Genomic DNA, 17,827 nt, shown 5'->3' on the forward strand with positions numbered 1-17,827 from the left:
CCGGAACGTCCCCCCTTCCACAGCCGCGACCGGACCTGCGCTCCCACGCTTTCGCAGCCGTCCGCCGAAGGTTGCACGGGCGACGCGGTCGTGCTTCAGAAGTACAGGGCGCGGTGGTTGCGGTAGGCGAACGCGTCGCCCGAGCTGAGTATGGTGACGATGTCCTCGCAGAAGCGCCGGTAGTCCGTCTCCTGTTCGGCGGACAGCGTCACGGAGACGACCGGTTCGGGGCCCATCGCCTGCCGCAGGGTGTGCAACAGGCTGTCCGACGGCGTCAGCAGCAGTACGCCCAGGACGCGCCGGAGGCCGTCGGGCAGGACCTGCTTACGCCCTGGTGGCGGGGCGGATGTCCCGGTGGACGCGAGCAGCTCCAGACAGGCGAGCAGATTGCCGAGGTCGGCCGCCGTGACCTCCACCGGGTACAGGCTCGTGAGCTGGTCGCCGCCCGGACCGTACAGGGCGTACCTGACCCGGACCCGGTCGCCCGGTGCGGGGCCGGCGGACCGGCTCGCGGCGTACCACTCGAACCACAGCGGCAGTTGCACCAGTACGTGGACCCAGCTGTCGTAGGCGTCCGAGACGACGTCCTCGTCGTCGGTCCGCAGTCCCTCGCTGTGCAGTCGGTGGAGGTGCTGGAGAAGGGGTTCCTCGAGGCTCTCGAACTTCGCGAAGAACACGGGATCGTCGGGGATGAGAACGTGCAAAGGGGCTCTTCCTCTCACCAGCGCGTCGCCTCGTGAGGGCGAGCGGTCGCCCGGCGGCGGGAAGCCTGTCATGAGGATGAACGGAGCAGCCCCGCGCGGAGTTCATCCGTCTGCCACCCGTCACATGCATCCTGGCACACATGTCGCTGGACGCCGAAGCGCGGACCGCCCCCGGAACCTGCCCCTTCGGCCCTGAACCGCTGCACGATCGACGTTACGCGTGTTACCGCGCACGGTTGGCCCGCACAGCTACCAGGTATTCCGTTCGGGGAACGGCTCACGTGGGTAGGAAACGTCCGCATCACTCTTCCGTGCGAGGGCACGTCAGCACTTATCGTGAACGGTGAGCATGCCCGGCGAACCGTCCGGCGTCGACACTTTCCGGCACGGGACCCCCGCGTGGGTACCATGCACACGTCATCCATATCGAGGAGTGAATGGTCGTGACCACACAGTCAGCCGCCACACTCCGATCGCGGTACGTGGAACAAGCCGCATCGGACCTGGAGGAGAACCGCCGACGGCAGCAGGAGCTGGCGTCGAAGATCGAGGTGTTGAAGCAGGAGGAGGCACTCCTGGCCGACATCCTGAACCTCGCCGAGCGGTACGAGGGCTTCGCGGACGCGTCGCGCCTGCCGGAGCAGTTGCAGGACGAGCCGGCCGTCGGGAAGGCGAAGCGCGCTCCGGGCCGAGGCGGCACACGGCGGCCGGCACCGGCCAGGACCGCCACCGCGGGCGGCGCCGCGCAGGCGGGCGCGAAGGGGAAGTCGCGTCAGCCTCTGCTCGGTGACCTGCTCACGGATCTGCTCGGCCACCACGACGAGCCGCAGCCGGCGAAGGAACTGCGGGACGAGCTGATGGCGAAGTACCCGAACCGCGCCCCCACCCCGCAGGTGGTGCGCAACACCCTTGAGTCGCTGGTCGCCAAGGGCCGCATCCGGCGTCACAAGCAGGATCGCTCGGTCATGTACACCCTGCTGAGGCCCGGCGCCTGACGTTCGCGCCAGTCCCGCGGGCAGGCTGTCCACCAGCCGGACACCGCCGTGTTCGCGGGACGGGTGGAACCCCTCCTACAGCCCGGCCGCGCCTCCCTGCCCGCGCCCGGGTTCTCCTCGGGCCGGCCGGACGGTCGACGTCGACGTCGGGCCGGTGCACCAGCGCACTCCGCCTCGACCCCTCGGTCCGGATCGCTGCGCCTACCTCGCGGGTCCTCCGCTCCCACCGCTCCCTCGCCGCGCCCGTCCACCCGGCCATCGCCGGATGGCTCACGAACCGTGCGGGGGCGTCGTCCGTGCGCGCCGACGACGCCCGGCTTTCTGCTGCCGTCAGCGCGGGACCGCACTGCCCGATTCGTTACCGAAACACACGGCACCCGGGCGCCTTCACATACGTGTGAAGGGTGGGTGCTCGCCCGCGGACCGCCCCGGGCAGAGCCCCTCCACCGATCACGGAAGGACAGATCTTGAGGAAACTGTTTCCCACCACCCGCGCGGGACGCGCACTCACGGTGGGCGCGGTCCTGCTCTCCGCCGGGGCCGCTGTCGCCCCCGCCGGAACGGCCGCGGCAAGCACGGTGACGGCGAGCCGGGGCGAGGTGGACTACGTCGCTCTCGGCGACTCGTACGCCTCCGCGCCGCTCGTGCCCACCCAGGTCGACGCCACCTGCCTGCGCTCCAGCCGGAACTACCCCTCGCTGGTCGCGCAGTCCAGGAGCGCCACGCTGACCGACGTCAGCTGCTCGGGTGCCACCACCGCCGACATGACGGCACCCCGGGCCGACGGCGTGCCGGCCCAGCTCGACGCCGTCCACCGCGGGACCGACCTGGTCACCGTGACGGTCGGGGGCAACGACATCGGCTTCTCGACCGTCCTGGGCACCTGCGCCCAGCTCACGGCGGCCGATCCGGCCGGCACCCCCTGCCGGACCCACTTCGCGGGCGCCGGGACGGACCGGATCTCGGACGCGATCGCCCGCACCGGGCCCGAGGTCGCCCAGGTGCTGCGTGGCATCCACGAGCGTGCGCCGCACGCCAGGGTCCTGGTGGTCGGCTACCCCGACCTCTTCCCCGACGACGGCGTGGGCTGCACCGGCAAGACCGTGCCGCTCGCCATGGGTGACTTCGCCTGGCTCCGCGACAAGGAGAAGGAACTCAACGCGATGCTGGCCCGCCAGGCCCGGAAGAGCGGGGCGCGGTACGTGGACACGTACACGCCCACCGTCGGCCATGACCTGTGCGAGCCGGCCGGCGAGCGGTGGATCGAGACCTTCGCCCCCGAGACTCCGGCGGCGCCGGTGCACCCGAACGCCACGGGTGAGCGTGTGATGGCCTCGGCCGTCGAGACCGCGCTCCCGCGCCACTCCTCGCACCGCTGACCCTCACGGCGTGGCACGGCCGCCGGACCGGCCGGGGACACATGACGCCCCGTCCAGGTCGGCCCGGCTGCCCCGTCTGTGTCGCGGGCCGGTCCGGTACCTCGCGTACCGGGCCGGCCTTCGCTGTTCCGCGGGGCGGGCGCCGCGCGCTGTCCAAGCAGGCCGGACGGCCCGGGGCCGTATCCCGTGAGGACCACGCTCCCCGCCCGGTTCCACACCTGTGCCCCGGTCGGCCCGGCCGGCTCGGCGGGGCCCGGTGCCGCCGGGGCCGGCCGCTCGTCGGGAGCGGCGGTGGCACGGCGGAGGAGGGCACGGCGGTGGCCGGTGTGCCGTACGTCAGCCGACGTCGTTCAGGTCGAGGGCGGCCAGAGCGTCGCGCAGCGCGGCCCGCGAGCTGATGCCGAGCTTGGGGTAGATCTGGTACAGGTGCGTGCCTATGGTCCGGTGCGACAGGAACAGCCGTTCGGCGATCTGCTTGTTGGTCAGTCCGGTGGCCGCCAGTGTGGCGATCTCCCACTCCTGGGCGGTCAGCGCGCCCTTCCCCGGCTGTGCGGTGGCCGACGCGCCGTGGCCGCCGGGACGCAGTTCGGCGGTGGCGCGGGACACCCAGGGGGCCGCGCCCAGCTCCTCGAACGTCCGCAAAGCCCGGGCCAGTTGCTCACGGGCTTCCTTCGTGAGGCGCCGGCGGCGAAGGCGTTCGCCGTGGAACAGGCGTATCCGTGCGACGTCGAACGGCCAGGCGCCGGGTTCGGCCCGGCCGAGCGCCTCGTCGAACAGGGCGAAGGCGTCGTCGCCGGGCGTGGTCAGGGCCTGGCAGGCGAGCACGAGCACACCGAGGCGCGGCGCAAGTTCGGCCATCGAGGACTCCCGCATGGCCGCCGCGTGGGCGGCGGCCTCGGCGGGGCGTCCTGTTCTGACGGCCGCCTCCACCAGGTCCATGGTGACGGCCAGGGCCTGCGGCAGGTAGGGAGCGAGGGTTCCGGGCGGGCCGAGGGCGGTGGCCTGCCGGTAGGCGGCCTCGAAGTCGCCGGCGCCGAGGGCGGTCAGCGCCCGGGCGTGGAAGGCGAGGGCCTGCACACCGTGGGCGCCGCGCGGGACGGCCCAGCCGGCGATCTCCTCGGACAGGGCCGTGCTCGCCTCCGCGTCGCCGCGTGCCGCGGCCACCAGCGCCTGCACGTACTGGAGTTTGCAGGCGAAGGAGCGGTAGCCGTGCTGCTCGCACAGGACCAGGCCTTCACCGGCCAGGCGTACGGCCTCGTCCCAGCGGCCCGTCTGGTAGTGGTCCAGGCACAGGTGCAGCAGTGCGGCCAGGTGCCGGCGCACGGGTGCGGTGCCGGCCCGGCCCTGTTCGACGAGGCGCTGGGACGCCCCCCGCACGTCCGCCAGCCGCTCGGGGTAGACGGCACAGGTGCCTACGCGGATGACGCGGGTCGGGTCCTCGCCGACGTCCGCCAGCAGTGCGTCGAGCGCCTCCCGTGCCCGGTGCCCGGTGCGAGCGGGGTCCGCGAAGGTCTGGGCGCACACCCGCAGCAGCTCGGGGGGTGCGGGAGTGAGCCGGTCGAGCGCCCGGAACAGGGGCCGCCACTTCTGCGGGTCGCCGCTGTACCAGCACAGGGTGGTCAGGGTGAACAGGGCCTCGACGAGGGCGTCGTCGGACGCGTCCCAGCCGTGCCCTCCCGACTCGATCGCGCCGGCCAGCAGCCGGTGCGCGGTGTCGACGTCGCCCTCCTTGTTGATCAGGAGGAGGGCGGAGGTCGCCGCCGCGTACAGCGATTCCCCGGCGCCGGGATCGGCTCGCCGGGCTCCGGCCAGCAGGCGTGAGGCGTCCGCCAGCTCACCGCAGGCGTCGGCGCCGATGTAGGCGGCCTTGGCCAGCCGGCGGCCTTCGTCGGCCGGTGCCGGGCTGAGCCCCGCGGCGCGGGTGAGCGCCGCCACCGCGCCCAGTGCGTCCCCGCGTGCCAGGCGGAGCAGGGCGGCCTGTTCCAGGAGGGCGGCGACGGTCTCGTCCGGGCCGGTCGCCGCTTCTCCGAGGTGGCAGGCGCGGCGTTCCGGCTGGTCGGTGAGTACGGCGGCGAGTGCCCGGTGCGCCCGGCGGCGGTCGGCTGCCGTCGCCTGCGCCACCACCGCCGAACCGATCAACGGGTGCCGGAAGGACAGCCGCCGGGAGGGGGCGGAGAGGGTGATCAGCCGGTCGCGTTCCGCGGCTTCGAGGTCGTCGAGCACGGCACGGCCGGCCCCGGCGGCCTCGATCACGGCCAGGTCGCCCGTGCCGTCGAGCGCCGCGATCAGCAACAACTCCCGGGTGGGCTGCGGCAGATGGGCCACGCGCGAGGCGAACAGTGTCTGCAGGCGCTCGCTGAGAGGCAGTACGGAGGGCACCGCCGTCGGTGCCGTGCGTTGCTCGGCCTCCAGGGCCGCGGACAGCTCCAGCAGCGCGAGGGGGTTGCCGTGTGCCGCCGCCACGACCCGGCGCCGCACCGCGAGGGACATCCCGGGGTGTGTGCGGGTGAGCAACTCGGCCGACGCGGCTTCGTCCAGCGGCCGGAGCCGGTGTTCGGTGAGGCCGCTCGACTCGAAGAAGCCGTCGGAGGTGACGCGGGAGGCCGCCAGGAAGCTGATGCGGCTGCCGATGAGCCGCCGTGCCACGAACCCCAGCACGGAGGAGGTGGCGCGGTCCAGCCACGGCAGGTCGTCGACGACGACCAGCAACGGCGTGTCCTCGGCGATCAGGCGCAGCAGCATCAGGGCCGCGGTGGACGTCAGCAGACGGTTGGGGGGCGGGCCGCTGCCGATGCCGACCGCGACCCGGAGGGCGTCGCGGTGGCCGCTGTCCAGCCGGTCGAAGGAGTCGAAGAGCGGCACGAGCAGCTGGTTGAGACCGGCGTAGCCGATGTCCGCCTCGAACTGCACGCCGCTCGCCCGCAGCACGCGGGTGCCCTGCCGCCTGGCTTCCGCCGCCACCGTGTCGAGGACCGCGGTCTTGCCCATGCCGGGCTCGCCCGTCAGCAGCAGGGACGCGCCGTGGACCGGGGAGCCGTTGAGGTGGGACCGGATGAACTCCAGGTCCTGGTCCCGCCCGATCAGCCGTCCTGCGGCGGAACCGGCCTGGTGGTCCAGGGCGCTCATCGGGCTGCTGTCTCCAAGTGCTGCGAGGAAAGGGGACCTCCCCCGTGCTGTACGTGGGTCCGTGCCGTGTCAACACACGACCCGACAGCGTATCGGATCATCCGGTAGCGTGTGTCCGCTTGGCTACCTGGACGTCTCGGTATGTCACCTCTCACACGGGCCGGGTGTGCGGAACCGGGGGTGTCCGCGGTGGGCGGGTGTGAGACGCCCGGAGGGGCACGGTGAGCGCGTGTGCGGCGCCGGGGGGAGCGTCGCGGTGGCTGCGGTGACTCCCGTACTCGGTGACGCGGCGGGCGACGCGGTGACGCGCCGACCGTCGCTCCGGTGTGGGGGCGCCATCCCCGGGGAGATGGCTGGGTCCGGTCTACAGTCCCAGGTCCAGCGCGAGGCACGAGAAGTACTGCCACGAGCCCTCGGGGTTGTACGAGGCGTTCGCCCCGCCGCCCTCCTCGGCCTTCACCCCTTGGGTCATGTCCTCGAAGCGGATGCGCTCGGGAAGGTGCCCGAAACGGGCGTGCCGCAGTGCCGCGGCGGCGGCGTCGTTGGTGGATTCCTTGTTCATGACCATGCTCCACTTCGTCGACCGTGGAAGGCGTCCTCGCTTCTGCCGGGGACACTCCTCAGCGTGCCCCACGCTCCGTCACCCGTCAAGCCGGTGACGCATGTGTTGCCGGTCACCTCATGACGCCGTCGGCCTGCCCGCCCGGGGTGACCGTGGGCATGGTGATCCTCGGCTGGTCCAGCAGCCGGGGTTCCAGTTCGGTACGTGTGGCCGGGGTGTCCGCCGTCGTGTTCGGATCACCCCGGCGTCGCGCGGCCTGGCACACACGTCCGGCCCCGTTGTCCTCGGCTGCCGGCTCCCCCACGCCCGGCCGCGCCCGTGAGGCGCGCGTCGGCGCCTCCCTCCCCCCACCACGCTGCCAGCCGCCCCGGGGCGCCACACCCCACGGCCGCCCCGATCCGAACGGCGGGGTCTACTGCCCGGCGGGGCGTCGGTAGGCGCCGTGCCACCAGATCCGGGCGAGTTCGCGGGCGAAGGCGGTGTCACCGCTGCCGTCGTCGACACGGATGTGGTGCGCGATCGCCTGGGCGCCTCCCCAGACGATGATCCGGCTCGCGGCGACGGCGTCGAGGTCGGCCGGCGTCGAGCCCGCGGCCTGTTCGGACAGCAGCGTCCGCAGCACCGCCTCGTCGAAACCTTCGAGGTCGGCGGTGTAGAAGTCGCCGATCGCCGAGTCGTAGGCCGCCGCCTCGCGGACCGCGGTGAGCACGCCCTGGTGGGCACGGTGGATCGTGATGACCTCCTCGAAGAACCGGGCGAACCGGTCGGCCCCGCCCCCGGCGCCCGGGTCCCACTGCCGCGCCAGGGCCAGCAGTGACTCGCGCAGCTCGTCGGTGAGCCGCACGAGGACGTCCGACTTGCCCTGGAAGTGGGCGTAGAACGTGGCCCGGGACACGCCCGCCTCCTCGAGGATGCGCTGGACGCTGATCTCGGAGAACGCCTCACCGGAATCGAGCAGCCGCTCCAGGGCGGACATCACCTGCGCCCGGGTCGCGGCCGACCGCGCGGCATGGTGGTCGGCCTGGCGTCGGGTCACGGGTCTCATCGGGCACCTTCCGGTCATCATGCGGTTCCACGGCCCGCAGGCCGCTCTCGCACCCTATGCCGGAACGCCGTGCGCGATCTGTCCGAGAAGATCGGCCGGCTCGCCGGGCGGGGAGAGCAGCGGGGCGCGACCGCTGGGGAGGCGGTACGTGGCATCCGTCCGTTCGGCGAACGGCTCCTGGTGGGCCGGGGAGGCCGCGTTCGTCCCCGCAGAGGAGGCAGCCGGCGGGAGGCGTCTTCCGTCCGGCACGGTCCACCGGCTCGGCGAAGGAGAGCGCGGTCCGGGGCCGCAGGGGGACGACCCCCTCCACCAGGGCGGAGTCCGGCTGCTCGCCGCCGAAGCACGTCATCTGGCAGCCCCGGTCGGCGAGGAGGTCTTCTTCCTTCGTACCGGTGTGCGGCCGTGCGGGACGGCCCCGCGGCGTGGACAGGGGGGCGGCGGTCAGCGCACCACGGGAAGGGCGTACTCCCACAGCTTGTCCGCGGCGGCGGGGTCGACCGACCACTTGGCGACGCCCGTCATCACCTCGGGGCCCCCGTCGACGACCTCCGACTCCTGGTTGTCCTCGAAGTAGCTCCCGCTCACACCTTCGACGAGCGGTGACGCGGCCAGCAGCACCGTGGTGGCGGCGCCCTGGGCCGGGGTCTTGTAGTAGTCGGGGGTGACGAGGTTGCCCTCCGCGTCCATGGCACCGAAGGCCCGCATGGTCGCCTCGTCGAGGTGGCGCTGCAGGTTGGTGTGGATGAACCCCGGGGCGCAGGCGTTGGCGGCGATGCCGTGTTCGGCCCACCGACGGCTGATGCCGACGGCGAGCAGCACGTCGGCGGTCTTCGACTGCGCGTAGGCGACGAACGGGTCGTAGGGACGCCGCTCGAACTGCGGGTCCTCGAAGTCGAAGCCCGCCCGCAGCTGGGCGCCGGAGCTGACCACGACCACGCGCGGCTTCCCGGCCGCCGCGAGGGCCGGGCGCAGGCCGGCGGCCAGGGCGAAGTGGCCGAGGTAGTTGACGGCGAGCTGCATCTCCCAGCCCTGCGCGTTGACCTGGCGGGTCGGGAGCATCATCACGCCGGCGTTGGCGACGAGGGCGTCGACCGGCCCGCTCCAGTCGTCACAGAAGGCACGCACGGAAGCCAGGTCGGCGAGGTCGAGTGCGACGGCCCGTGTGCCGGGGAACTCCTCGACCAGCGGCTCGGCGGCAGCGGGGTTCCGGGTGGCGACGGTCACCTGCGCTCCCGCACCGGCGAGCGCGCGCACCGTCTCGGCACCGAGACCGGAGGCCCCTCCGGTGACGATCATCCGGCGCCCGGTCAGATCGACTCCGTCGAGCACCTCGGCGGCGGTGGCGCGCATTCCGAACGGGGTGGTGGTCAGTGTCATAGCAGTGCCCTGCCTTCAGAGGAGTGGTAGCGCTCGGCGGGACGTCGCACACGTGTCGCTTCCGCCAAGACATCCTACGGAAGACCATACAGCGTGTATGGACAGACTGTCGGCCGACATGGCGCGCATAACGAACATATGTTCCTGTATCCGGTGAACGGCCTCCGGTGTGCGACAGGCCGGGCCCGCTCCGCGCGCGCCAGGTGCTGCCGGCGCTGTCGGAACACGTGTCCACCGACACCGCGCCGGCGGCAGGCGGGCGGGGCCACCTGCCGCCGTCGGCGGTGCTGTGCGTCGTTTTCCGTGGTCCTGGGTTCGTCCGTCGGCGGCGCTCGCCGGCGACGGGGTCGTACGACCGGGGTCAGACGGTGATGGTCTTGTACTCGGTGTAGGTGCCGAGGCCGACCGCGCCGTACTCGCGGCCGATGCCGCTGGCCTTGAAGCCGCCGAAGGGGCCGTCGAAGGCGACGGAGGCGCCGTTGACCGTGACGGTGCCGGTGCGGACACGGCGGGCGACCGCCAGGGCGTGCTCCTCGTCGGAGGACCAGACGCCCCCGGAGAGGCCGTACTCGGAGTCGTTGGCGATGCGGACGGCGTCGTCCTCGTCGTCGTAGGCGATGACCACGAGGACCGGGCCGAAGATCTCCTCCTGCGCGATCCGCATGGAGTTGTCGACGTCGGCGAAGACGGTGGGGGTGACGTAGTTGCCCTTCTCCAGACCCTCGGGGATCTGCGGGCCGCCGGTGACCAGGCGGGCTCCCTCCTCGATGCCGAGCCGGATGTAGTCGCGCACCCGCTGCTGCTGGTCGGGGCGGATCATCGGGCCGATGAAGGTGTCGGGGTCGTTCGGGTCGCCGACCTTCAGCGACTCCACCAGTTCCTTCAGCGCGGTCACGACCTCCTCGTACCGGCTGCGAGGGGCCAGGATGCGGGTCTGGGCGATGCACGACTCGCCGTTGTTGAGCAGGGAGCCGAACCTCAGGCCCGCGACCGCCTTCTCGATGTCGGCGTCCGGCAGGATGACGGCGGCGGACTTGCCGCCCAGCTCCAGGCTGACCCGCTTGAGCTGCTCACCCGCGATCGAGGCGATGCGGCGGCCGGCCCGCGTCGAGCCGGTGAAGGCGATCTTGTCGACGTCCTGGTGCGAGACCAGGTACTCGCTGGTCTCCCGGTCCGCGGGCAGGACGCTGATCACGCCCTCGGACAGGCCCACCCGCTCCAGCAGTTCGGCCAGGAAACCCATGCTCAGGGAGTTCTCCGGGGAGACCTTGAGGATCACCGAGTTGCCCGCCACCAGGGCTGGGATGATCTTGGAGGTGGCCGAGGAGAACGGCGAGTTCCAGGGGATCACCGCGGCCACGACACCGACCGCCTCGCGGCGCACGACGCTGCGCACCGGGGACGCCGGGTCGGAGGGGACGAGCGTCTCCTCCCAGCCGAACTCCTCCGCGGCCTTCAGGTAGGCGTTCGCCTGCCTGGTCAGGCCGGGCTGTCCGGCGCGGGTGAACCAGCCGGCGGATCCGTTCTCCAGCGAGATCAGGTGTGCGATCTTCTCCGCGTTCTCCTCGCGCAGCGCGTTGAAGCGCCGCAGGACCGCGATCCGCTCCGCCGGCGGGGTCAGCCGCCACCCGCCGTCGTCGAAGGACTTCCGTGCCGCGGCGACCGCGCGGTCGATGTCCGCCGGCTGCGCCTGGGCCGCGCGGGCGACCACCGACTGGTCGTGCGGCGAGAGGACGTCGAGCAGCTCCGGGTCGCTCGGCTCGACCCAGGATCCTCCGATGAAAAGCCGGTCGTAGGTGATCATGCGCTTTCTCTCTTCCATGCTCCGGTTCGTTCGGACCTCTCGTCCAACTGCCACTTCAATGTAGCACTTCCTCTAGTTACATACACACAGCTATGGCGACACAGTCACGATCGTCCTCAGCGGAGATACTCTTAGGGGATGAGGGCCGACGCTGCACGCAACCTGGAAACCGTCCTGACCACCGGAGCCCGCATGCTCGCCGCCGACCCCGGCGCGAGCATCGCGAGCATCGCCGCCGAGGCGGGCGTGGACCGGCGGACCGTCTACCGGCGCTTCACCTGCCGCGAGGAACTCCTCGCCGCCATCTACGAGTCGCGCGTCACCGCCATCGAGAAGGCCATCGAGGACGCCCGGCTCCGCGAGGCACCCGTCGCCGTCGCCCTGCACCGCTACGTCGAGAACGTCATCGTCGTCAACCGCACCTGGCCCGTCGACCTCGCCCGCATGCTCACCCACGACGCCATCCGCCGGCGCCGGGACGCCTGTATCGCCGAGGTCGACGCCTTCCTGCGGCGGGCCGTCGAGGAGGGGCTCCTGCGCCGGGACCAGCCGGAGGGCTGGGCGGGGCCGCTGCTGCCCGAGCTGGTGAACCTGGTGGCGCACCGGCACAGGCACCTGGCACCGGGGAAGGCCGCCGACGTGGTGGTCGACACGTTCCTGCACGGCGTCGGAGCGTCCTGAGGCGGAGATCCGGAGGCGCTCGATCGAGGAGCGAGCAGCACTCACCGAGCCGCGTCCCGGCAGGGAGCACTACGGCGGCCCTCGTCGCCCCACCGCTCCGGCGTCGGCCCGCACACTCGCTCACACCATCTCGTCACACTCGCTCACACGACCCCCGGCCACGTGTTCCTGTCCTCCCACCGCGAGAGCACGACCGCGCACACATAGGCTCGGAAGGTGAAGCACGAGGCGGGTCCGGTGGGGAAGGGAGTGGGGTGCCGTGGAGCCGCTCGTAACGATGACCGGCCGGGACGACGAGCCGCGGCAGCTGTCCGCCTCTCAGTCGAATGACTCAGGCCCCGGGATTCCGGGCCGCGGAGCAGGTGAGCCGCGTACGGGGCGGCCGGGCTCGCCATCTGCGCCCCCACCTGCGCCGTCGTGGCGGTGCGCCGGGGCGCCGCCGGAGGCATGCCGGACATCCGGATCCGTCACCGCATCGGACCGTCATGTGACTGATGTGTCCTGATTCGCGACAGGCCAGAGTATGTGCCGCCGGTCCGGCACGGAAAGGAGACGGTCCCCCTCTCCCACCCGCCCGCCGGGAACGCCTCTCCGTCACCTGTTTGACAGGTGACGGGCCGTGTGCGAGGGTCATCGCGCCAGCAGTCGCAGTGACCCCGTACCGCCGATGTGAGCGAAGGTTCCCCGGGCCCGGACGGGTCATCGAACACGCACGACGGAGGGTTTCAGATGATCAACAGGCGTACTTTCAGCAAGGCCGTCGGCCTGGGCACCGGCGTGGCCGCCGTCTCCCTGTCCGGCCTGCAGAACCAGGCGTCCGCCGCCACCTCGCACGGGTCGAGCGGCAGGCCCGTGCCCACCGTGCCCACCATCACCCCCGGCACGCACACGACGTTCCCCACGCTGAAGCAGGTCAAGGCGGGCGTCCTCGACATCGGCTACGCCGAGGCCGGCCCCGCGCACGGCCCGGTGGTCATCCTCCTGCACGGCTGGCCCTACGACATCCACAGCTACGTCGACGTCGCCCCGCTCCTCGCCGACCTGGGCTACCGCGTGATCGTCCCCTACCTGCGGGGCCACGGCAGCACCCGCTTCCTGTCCAGCCGCACCCCGCGCAACGCCGAGCAGTCCGCCATCGCCCTGGACATCATCGCCCTGATGGACGCGCTCAAGATCCACCGCGCGGTCTTCGCCGGCTTCGACTGGGGTTCGCGCACCGCCGACATCATCGCCGCCCTGTGGCCCGAGCGCGTCAAGGCCCTGGTGTCCACCAGCGGCTACGTCATCACCAACGTCAAGGCGCAGCTGACGCCCGCCGCCCCGGCCGTCGAGCACAACTGGTGGTACCAGTGGTACTTCGCCACCGACCGCGGCAAGCAGGCCATGGAGAACCTCGACGACCGCATCGCGCTCTGCCGCTACGTGTGGACCCTGGTCTCCCCCAACTGGAACTTCTCCGACGCCACCTTCGACCGCACCGCCCAGGCGTTCCACAACCCCGACTACGCCGCCATCGTGCTCTACAACTACCGCTGGCGCATCGGGCTCATCGAGGGCGAGCCCCGCTATGCCCGCTACGAGAAGCTGCTCGCCGCCCAGCCCCCCATCCACGTTCCCACCATCACCCTGGACCCGGCCCTCGACCCCTTCACCCCGCCCGGCGACGGCACCGCCTACCGCAGCCACTTCACGGGCAAGTACGAGCACCGCACCATCGCGAACATCGGCCACAACCTGCCGCAGGAAGCACCCACCACCTTCGCCCAGGCAGTCGTCGACGCCGACTACCTCTAGATCCCCGCCCGGCACCGACGCGGTAACCGTCCCCCACCGGTCACTCCCAGGAGGAGTCACAGATGAGCGAAGTCCAGTGGAACCGTCTGACCGCCGCACAGCTGCGCGCCCTCGCGGCCCAGGACGCGGTCGTGCTGCTGCCCGTGGGGGCCACGGAGCAGCACGGCCCTCATCTTCCCACCGGCGTGGACGACTTCCTGGCCGCCGAGGTGTGCCGGAGGGCGGCACTGCTGGCGTCCGAACACACCGGTGTGGTGGTGACGCCCTCCATCCCGACGGGGCTGTCGGAGCACCACATGGCGTTCGGCGGCACCCTCACACTCTCCCTGCCCACCCTGCACGCGCTGCTGCGTGACGTCTGCCGCTCCGTGACCCGGGCGGGTTTCTCACGCATCCTGATCGTCAACGGGCACGGCGGGAACATGACCGCCCTCAACGCCCTCACGACCGAACTGACCGCGGAGCTGGCGACGCCGATCGCCTTCGCCAGCTACTTCGGCGCGGGACGGGAGGTGGTGCGGGACACGCTGGAGACCCAGGACGGGCTCATGCACGCCTGTGAGGGGGAGACGTCCATGATGATGGCCGCCTACCCCGAGCTGATCCACCACGAGCACCTGGCCGAGGCGCACGGACCGCGGATCACCCTGCCCGCGGAGTCGACCGAGCCGGTGTACATGGCCGTGTCCTTCGACCGGATCACGAAGTCCGGGGTCGCGGGCGACGCCCGGGTGGCGAGCCCGCAGAAGGGGGAGACGATGCTCTCCGGCTGCGCGAGGGCCCTGGCCGACATCATCCAGCGCGATCCGTGGGCGCGGTAGCGCACGCCTGCCGGAGAGCACAGCCAGGGCCAGTGACACACGCCGATGTCACGCGAGCCCAGGACACGCGGGCCATGGGCGCGCACCGAGGACACAGGACACGTGTGCGTCCGGTCCCGGGACACGCGGCCGGGTGGGGCGACGCCCTGCCCGGCCGCTCCCGTGTCCGGACGCGACGGGCCCGGGTAGCCACCGGTCCGGCAGCCTCCCGAACGTTCGTCACCGGCTTGACAGGTGACGGCAGGCATGGAAGATTCATCACCAGTCAAGGCGGTGACGCACCGGCGAAGCCGGGCCGCCCGTCAACGGAACACCTGAAAGGGGTCAGTCGTGGTGAGCATCAAGGGTGGGCGCAAGCGAGTGGTGACCGGTGTGGTCTCGACGCTCACGGCGGGTCTCGCGCTCGGCGCGTTCGCCCTCAGCGGCACCGCCAACGGGGCGACCAAGTCCGCCGAGGCTGCCGGAGCCGGCCGACACGTCAAGCCGACCATCGTCCTGGAGCACGGCGCCTTCGCCGACGGCTCCAGCTGGAACGGCGTCATCGCGGACCTGCGCGCCGACGGCTACCCCGTCGTGGCCGCCGCCAACCCGCTGCGCAGCCCCGCCTCCGACGCCGCGGCCCTGCGCACCCTCCTGGACCACGTCAAGGGCCCCAAGATCCTCGTCGGCCACTCCTACGGCGGCAGCGTCATCAGCGAGGCCGCCACCAACGACCCGCAGGTCAAGGCCCTCGTCTACGTGGCCGCCTTCCTCCCGGCGCCCGGCGAGACCGCCCTGGGGCTGACCAACAAGTACCCGGGCTCCACCCTCCCCGACGCCCTCGACCCCGTCACCTACAAGCAGGCCGACGGCACCACCGCCACCGACCTGTACATCCGGCAGGACAAGTTCCACCACCAGTTCGCCGCCGACGTCCCCGCCGGCCAGGCCGCCCTCATGGCCGCCGAGCAGCGCCCCATCGCGCAGGCCGCACTGGAGGAGAAGGCCACCAGCGCCGCCTGGAAGACCAAGCCCAGCTGGGACATCGTCACCACCCGGGACCTGAACATCCCCGCCGCCGTCCAGCGCTTCATGGCCAAGCGCGCCCACGCCCACACCACCGAGGTGGCGGCCTCCCACTCCGTCGCCGTCTCCCACCCGCACCTCGTCGCCGACGTCATCGAGCGGGCCGCCCGCACCACCGTCCGCTGACCCCCGCGGCGCCGGACCGCCCGACAGGTTCCCTGAGCCCGGTACCGCCGGATGCGGCGGTACCGGGCACGGCCGTACGGCCCTCGTGTCCGGCCCGCTCCGTGACGACGGCCCACTCCGTGAGAATGGACGACATGAACCCACATCCCGACTCCCGTCGGCTGGGGAACTTTCTCAGGGCGCGTCGGGCGCAGCTGACGCCGCAGGAGTGCGGCCTGCCCGAGACGGACTCCGCCCGCCGGGTCGCCGGGCTGCGCCGCGAGGAGGTCGCCCGGCTCGCCGCGATCAGCGTGGACTACTACACCCGCCTCGAACAGGGCCGCGTCCGCGCCTCCGCCCCCGTGCTGGCCACCCTGGCCCGCGCCCTGCGCCTGGACGACGACCAGCAGAAGTACCTCTACGAACTCGCCGGCCGCAACGACGACCGGCCGAGAACCCGGCGCCGGCCCGTCCAGCCCGTACGGCCGCCCATGCGCCGCCTGCTCGAACAGCTCACCGACACCCCCGCGCTCGTCCTCGGCAGACGTCTGGACGTCCTGGCCTGGAACCCGGCCGCCACGGCCCTCTACACCGACTTCGCCGCACTCCCGGCGGCCCGCCGCAACTACATACGGCTGCTGTTCACCGACCCGGCCGTCCGGGCCATGCACCGGGACTGGCACCACGACGCCCGCGACGCGGTCGCCGCCCTGCGCATGGAGGCCGCGGCCGACCCCGACGACCCCGAACTCGCCCACCTCGTCCGTGAGCTGTCCGCCGAGGACCGCGACTTCCGTACCTGGTGGGCCGAGCACCGCGTCATCACGGCCGGCTACGGCACCAAGCACTACCGCCACCCCCTGGTCGGCGACCTCACCCTCGACTGCGACACCTGGGCCAGCCCCGACGACTCCGGGCAGCGCCTGATGGTGCTGACCGCCGAACCGGGCACCCCCTCCCACGACGCCCTGCGCATCCTCACCTCCTGGACCACAGCGCACGCGGCCCCGGACCCGGCGCAGCACAGGACTCCGTAGCGGCCGGCCCGTGGGCCGACGGACCCGCTCTGGTGCTCCCGCACGGGGCACCCCGGCCGACAGGCTCACGGCCACACACACCGCCGTAACAGCCGGCCGCCCGACACGCGAGGTCCGCAATCGGCACCGCACAGCTCAGCGGACTGCGCCGTCGGCGCGAGGAGGGCCGCGGCGTGGTGGGGCGCCTCACCGCACGCCCCCGCGGCCGTCAGTCGGCCAGCCGGTCCAGGACCGTCGTCGCGAGGCGCAGCGCGGCGTGCAGCTCCGTCACCTCGGCGACGGTGGGACGGACGACGCCCGACCACTCACCGCGCAGGCCGGGCCAGACGGCGAGCAGCACCTGGGCCCCGGCGAGGCCGAGGTGCGCGGTGACGTCGGTCCGGTCCTCACCCGCGTGCGTCCAGGAGAGCAGGACCCGGCCCTGCGGGACGCGGGACGGTGCGCTCAGCGGCATCCAGGTGGCCATGAGCCTGCCGTCGACCGGCGTCACGAGCGCGCCCCGGACGTCGGCCGGCATGGGTTCGCGCGTCAGCGTGGACAGTTCGACGGTACGGCGGGTCTCCGTGCCCCGCACCAGGGTGAGAACGGGCCGGCCCGCGCGGGCGCTCCTGGGCCTCCGCGCGGAGGACGGCGGCCTGACCGGCGAAGGGTCACAGCAGGGTCGGCCGCACCTGTGGTACCTCGTCATGTTCTCTCCCCCTTCAGGACCGGTGTGTGGTTCATGGCACGAGTCTTCCGGAGACGCGGTTCCGGACACATCCGTCATCCGACTGTTCCCGGTCCGGGTCGCCCGCGGGTGTGCCATGTGCGACCCGTTCCAGCAGGCGGGCGCCGGCGGACAGCGCGGGTTCGGCGTCCGGTACCGGATGTGTGGTGACCGCGGACAGCCGGGCGAGGAGCCGGGCCAGCCGGCCGCCGCCGGCGTACGCCAGGGCGACGCTGCCCTCCCAGAGGGTCTCGCGCAGGCGGGCCGGGGTGAACTGCCCGTCCCCGGCGCAGGCCACGAGCAGGCGGGACGCCAGGGTCCGTTCCAGCGGCCCCGGGGCCCACCTGCCCCCGTCGAGGTCCTCGGCGAGGGCGGCGGTCAGCTCGCCGAGCCGTTCCACCGCCGACGTGTGCGGCCGCGGGACGGCGGCACGAGCGACTGCGTCATGGGACATGGGTATCGAGGGCCTTCTGCTCGGTGCGGGTGGGGTGTGTCCGTCCAGCTCGCCGGACGACGTGCCCGCGCGGGCGGACCGCCCCGAAGGGCGGCGGCGGAGTGTAGATTTCCCTCAGGATATGTGTTTCGCAGGTGTTCGCTGCACCGGCTCGACGAACGCGGGCCGTCAC

The 17,827-nt window shown here is 72.4% G+C and carries 16 protein-coding genes; 7 read left to right on the forward strand and 9 right to left on the reverse strand.

What is annotated here, in order from left to right; translation table 11 throughout:
- Nucleotides 1-95 precede the first annotated feature (95 nt).
- Complete coding sequence (locus AB0946_RS22900; RefSeq protein WP_366762485.1) at nucleotides 96-704, reverse strand: hypothetical protein; 609 nt, start codon at nucleotides 702-704, stop codon at nucleotides 96-98.
- A 443-nt stretch (nucleotides 705-1,147) separates the two neighbouring features.
- Between AB0946_RS22900 and AB0946_RS22905 the strand changes: the two genes are divergently transcribed.
- Nucleotides 1,148-1,699 (forward strand): hypothetical protein, encoded by a 552-nt coding sequence (locus AB0946_RS22905; protein WP_366762486.1) that lies wholly within the window; start codon nucleotides 1,148-1,150, stop codon nucleotides 1,697-1,699.
- Between the two features lie 512 nt (nucleotides 1,700-2,211).
- Nucleotides 2,212-3,078, forward strand: coding sequence for an SGNH/GDSL hydrolase family protein (locus tag AB0946_RS22910; protein ID WP_366762561.1), 867 nt, complete (start codon nucleotides 2,212-2,214; stop codon nucleotides 3,076-3,078).
- 336 nt (nucleotides 3,079-3,414) lie between these two features.
- Here the strand turns inward: AB0946_RS22910 and AB0946_RS22915 are convergent, their stop codons facing one another.
- The 6 genes from AB0946_RS22915 to AB0946_RS22940 form a co-directional block, all read right to left on the reverse strand.
- Nucleotides 3,415-6,204 carry an AAA family ATPase gene (locus tag AB0946_RS22915; protein WP_366762487.1) on the reverse strand — a complete coding sequence of 930 codons (2,790 nt, stop codon included), beginning with the start codon at nucleotides 6,202-6,204 and terminating at the stop codon, nucleotides 3,415-3,417.
- Nucleotides 6,205-6,568: 364 nt separating this feature from the next.
- A complete protein-coding gene (locus AB0946_RS22920) occupies nucleotides 6,569-6,766 on the reverse strand; it encodes a hypothetical protein (protein ID WP_366762488.1) in 198 nt (65 codons plus the stop codon).
- A 112-nt stretch (nucleotides 6,767-6,878) separates the two neighbouring features.
- Nucleotides 6,879-7,070, reverse strand: a complete 192-nt coding sequence (locus tag AB0946_RS22925; protein WP_366762489.1) for a hypothetical protein — start codon at nucleotides 7,068-7,070, stop codon at nucleotides 6,879-6,881.
- A 108-nt stretch (nucleotides 7,071-7,178) separates the two neighbouring features.
- On the reverse strand, nucleotides 7,179-7,811 hold the full coding sequence (locus AB0946_RS22930) for a TetR family transcriptional regulator (protein WP_366762490.1): 633 nt from the start codon (nucleotides 7,809-7,811) through the stop codon (nucleotides 7,179-7,181).
- A gap of 441 nt (nucleotides 7,812-8,252) precedes the next feature.
- Entirely contained in the window at nucleotides 8,253-9,188 is a 936-nt protein-coding gene (locus AB0946_RS22935) for an SDR family NAD(P)-dependent oxidoreductase (protein WP_366762491.1), read from the reverse strand.
- Between the two features lie 361 nt (nucleotides 9,189-9,549).
- Nucleotides 9,550-10,992, reverse strand: a complete 1,443-nt coding sequence (locus tag AB0946_RS22940) for an aldehyde dehydrogenase (RefSeq protein WP_366762562.1) — start codon at nucleotides 10,990-10,992, stop codon at nucleotides 9,550-9,552.
- A 192-nt stretch (nucleotides 10,993-11,184) separates the two neighbouring features.
- Here AB0946_RS22940 and AB0946_RS22945 point away from each other — a divergent pair, with 192 nt between their 5' ends.
- The 5 genes from AB0946_RS22945 to AB0946_RS22965 all read left to right on the forward strand — a co-directional run bounded on the left by AB0946_RS22945 (nucleotide 11,185) and on the right by AB0946_RS22965 (nucleotide 16,495).
- On the forward strand, nucleotides 11,185-11,673 hold the full coding sequence (locus AB0946_RS22945; protein ID WP_366762563.1) for a TetR/AcrR family transcriptional regulator: 489 nt from the start codon (nucleotides 11,185-11,187) through the stop codon (nucleotides 11,671-11,673).
- 729 nt (nucleotides 11,674-12,402) lie between these two features.
- Nucleotides 12,403-13,467 carry an alpha/beta hydrolase gene (locus AB0946_RS22950; RefSeq protein ID WP_366762492.1) on the forward strand — a complete coding sequence of 355 codons (1,065 nt, stop codon included), beginning with the start codon at nucleotides 12,403-12,405 and terminating at the stop codon, nucleotides 13,465-13,467.
- Nucleotides 13,468-13,529: 62 nt separating this feature from the next.
- Nucleotides 13,530-14,288: a creatininase family protein gene (locus AB0946_RS22955; RefSeq protein ID WP_366762493.1), complete on the forward strand. Its 759-nt coding sequence runs from the start codon at nucleotides 13,530-13,532 to the stop codon at nucleotides 14,286-14,288.
- A gap of 330 nt (nucleotides 14,289-14,618) precedes the next feature.
- The gene (locus AB0946_RS22960; RefSeq protein ID WP_366762494.1) at nucleotides 14,619-15,479 is read left to right on the forward strand and encodes an alpha/beta hydrolase; all 861 of its coding nucleotides are present in this window, start codon (nucleotides 14,619-14,621) and stop codon (nucleotides 15,477-15,479) included.
- A gap of 134 nt (nucleotides 15,480-15,613) precedes the next feature.
- Nucleotides 15,614-16,495, forward strand: coding sequence for a helix-turn-helix domain-containing protein (locus AB0946_RS22965; protein WP_366762495.1), 882 nt, complete (start codon nucleotides 15,614-15,616; stop codon nucleotides 16,493-16,495).
- Between the two features lie 208 nt (nucleotides 16,496-16,703).
- Here the strand turns inward: AB0946_RS22965 and AB0946_RS22970 are convergent, their stop codons facing one another.
- On the reverse strand, nucleotides 16,704-17,069 hold the full coding sequence (locus AB0946_RS22970; protein ID WP_366762496.1) for a hypothetical protein: 366 nt from the start codon (nucleotides 17,067-17,069) through the stop codon (nucleotides 16,704-16,706).
- 145 nt (nucleotides 17,070-17,214) lie between these two features.
- Entirely contained in the window at nucleotides 17,215-17,655 is a 441-nt protein-coding gene (locus AB0946_RS22975; protein ID WP_366762497.1) for a hypothetical protein, read from the reverse strand.
- Nucleotides 17,656-17,827 lie beyond the last annotated feature (172 nt).

The organism is Streptomyces sp. NPDC046870, from assembly GCF_040704595.1.
Lineage (GTDB): Bacteria > Actinomycetota > Actinomycetes > Streptomycetales > Streptomycetaceae > Streptomyces > Streptomyces argyrophylli.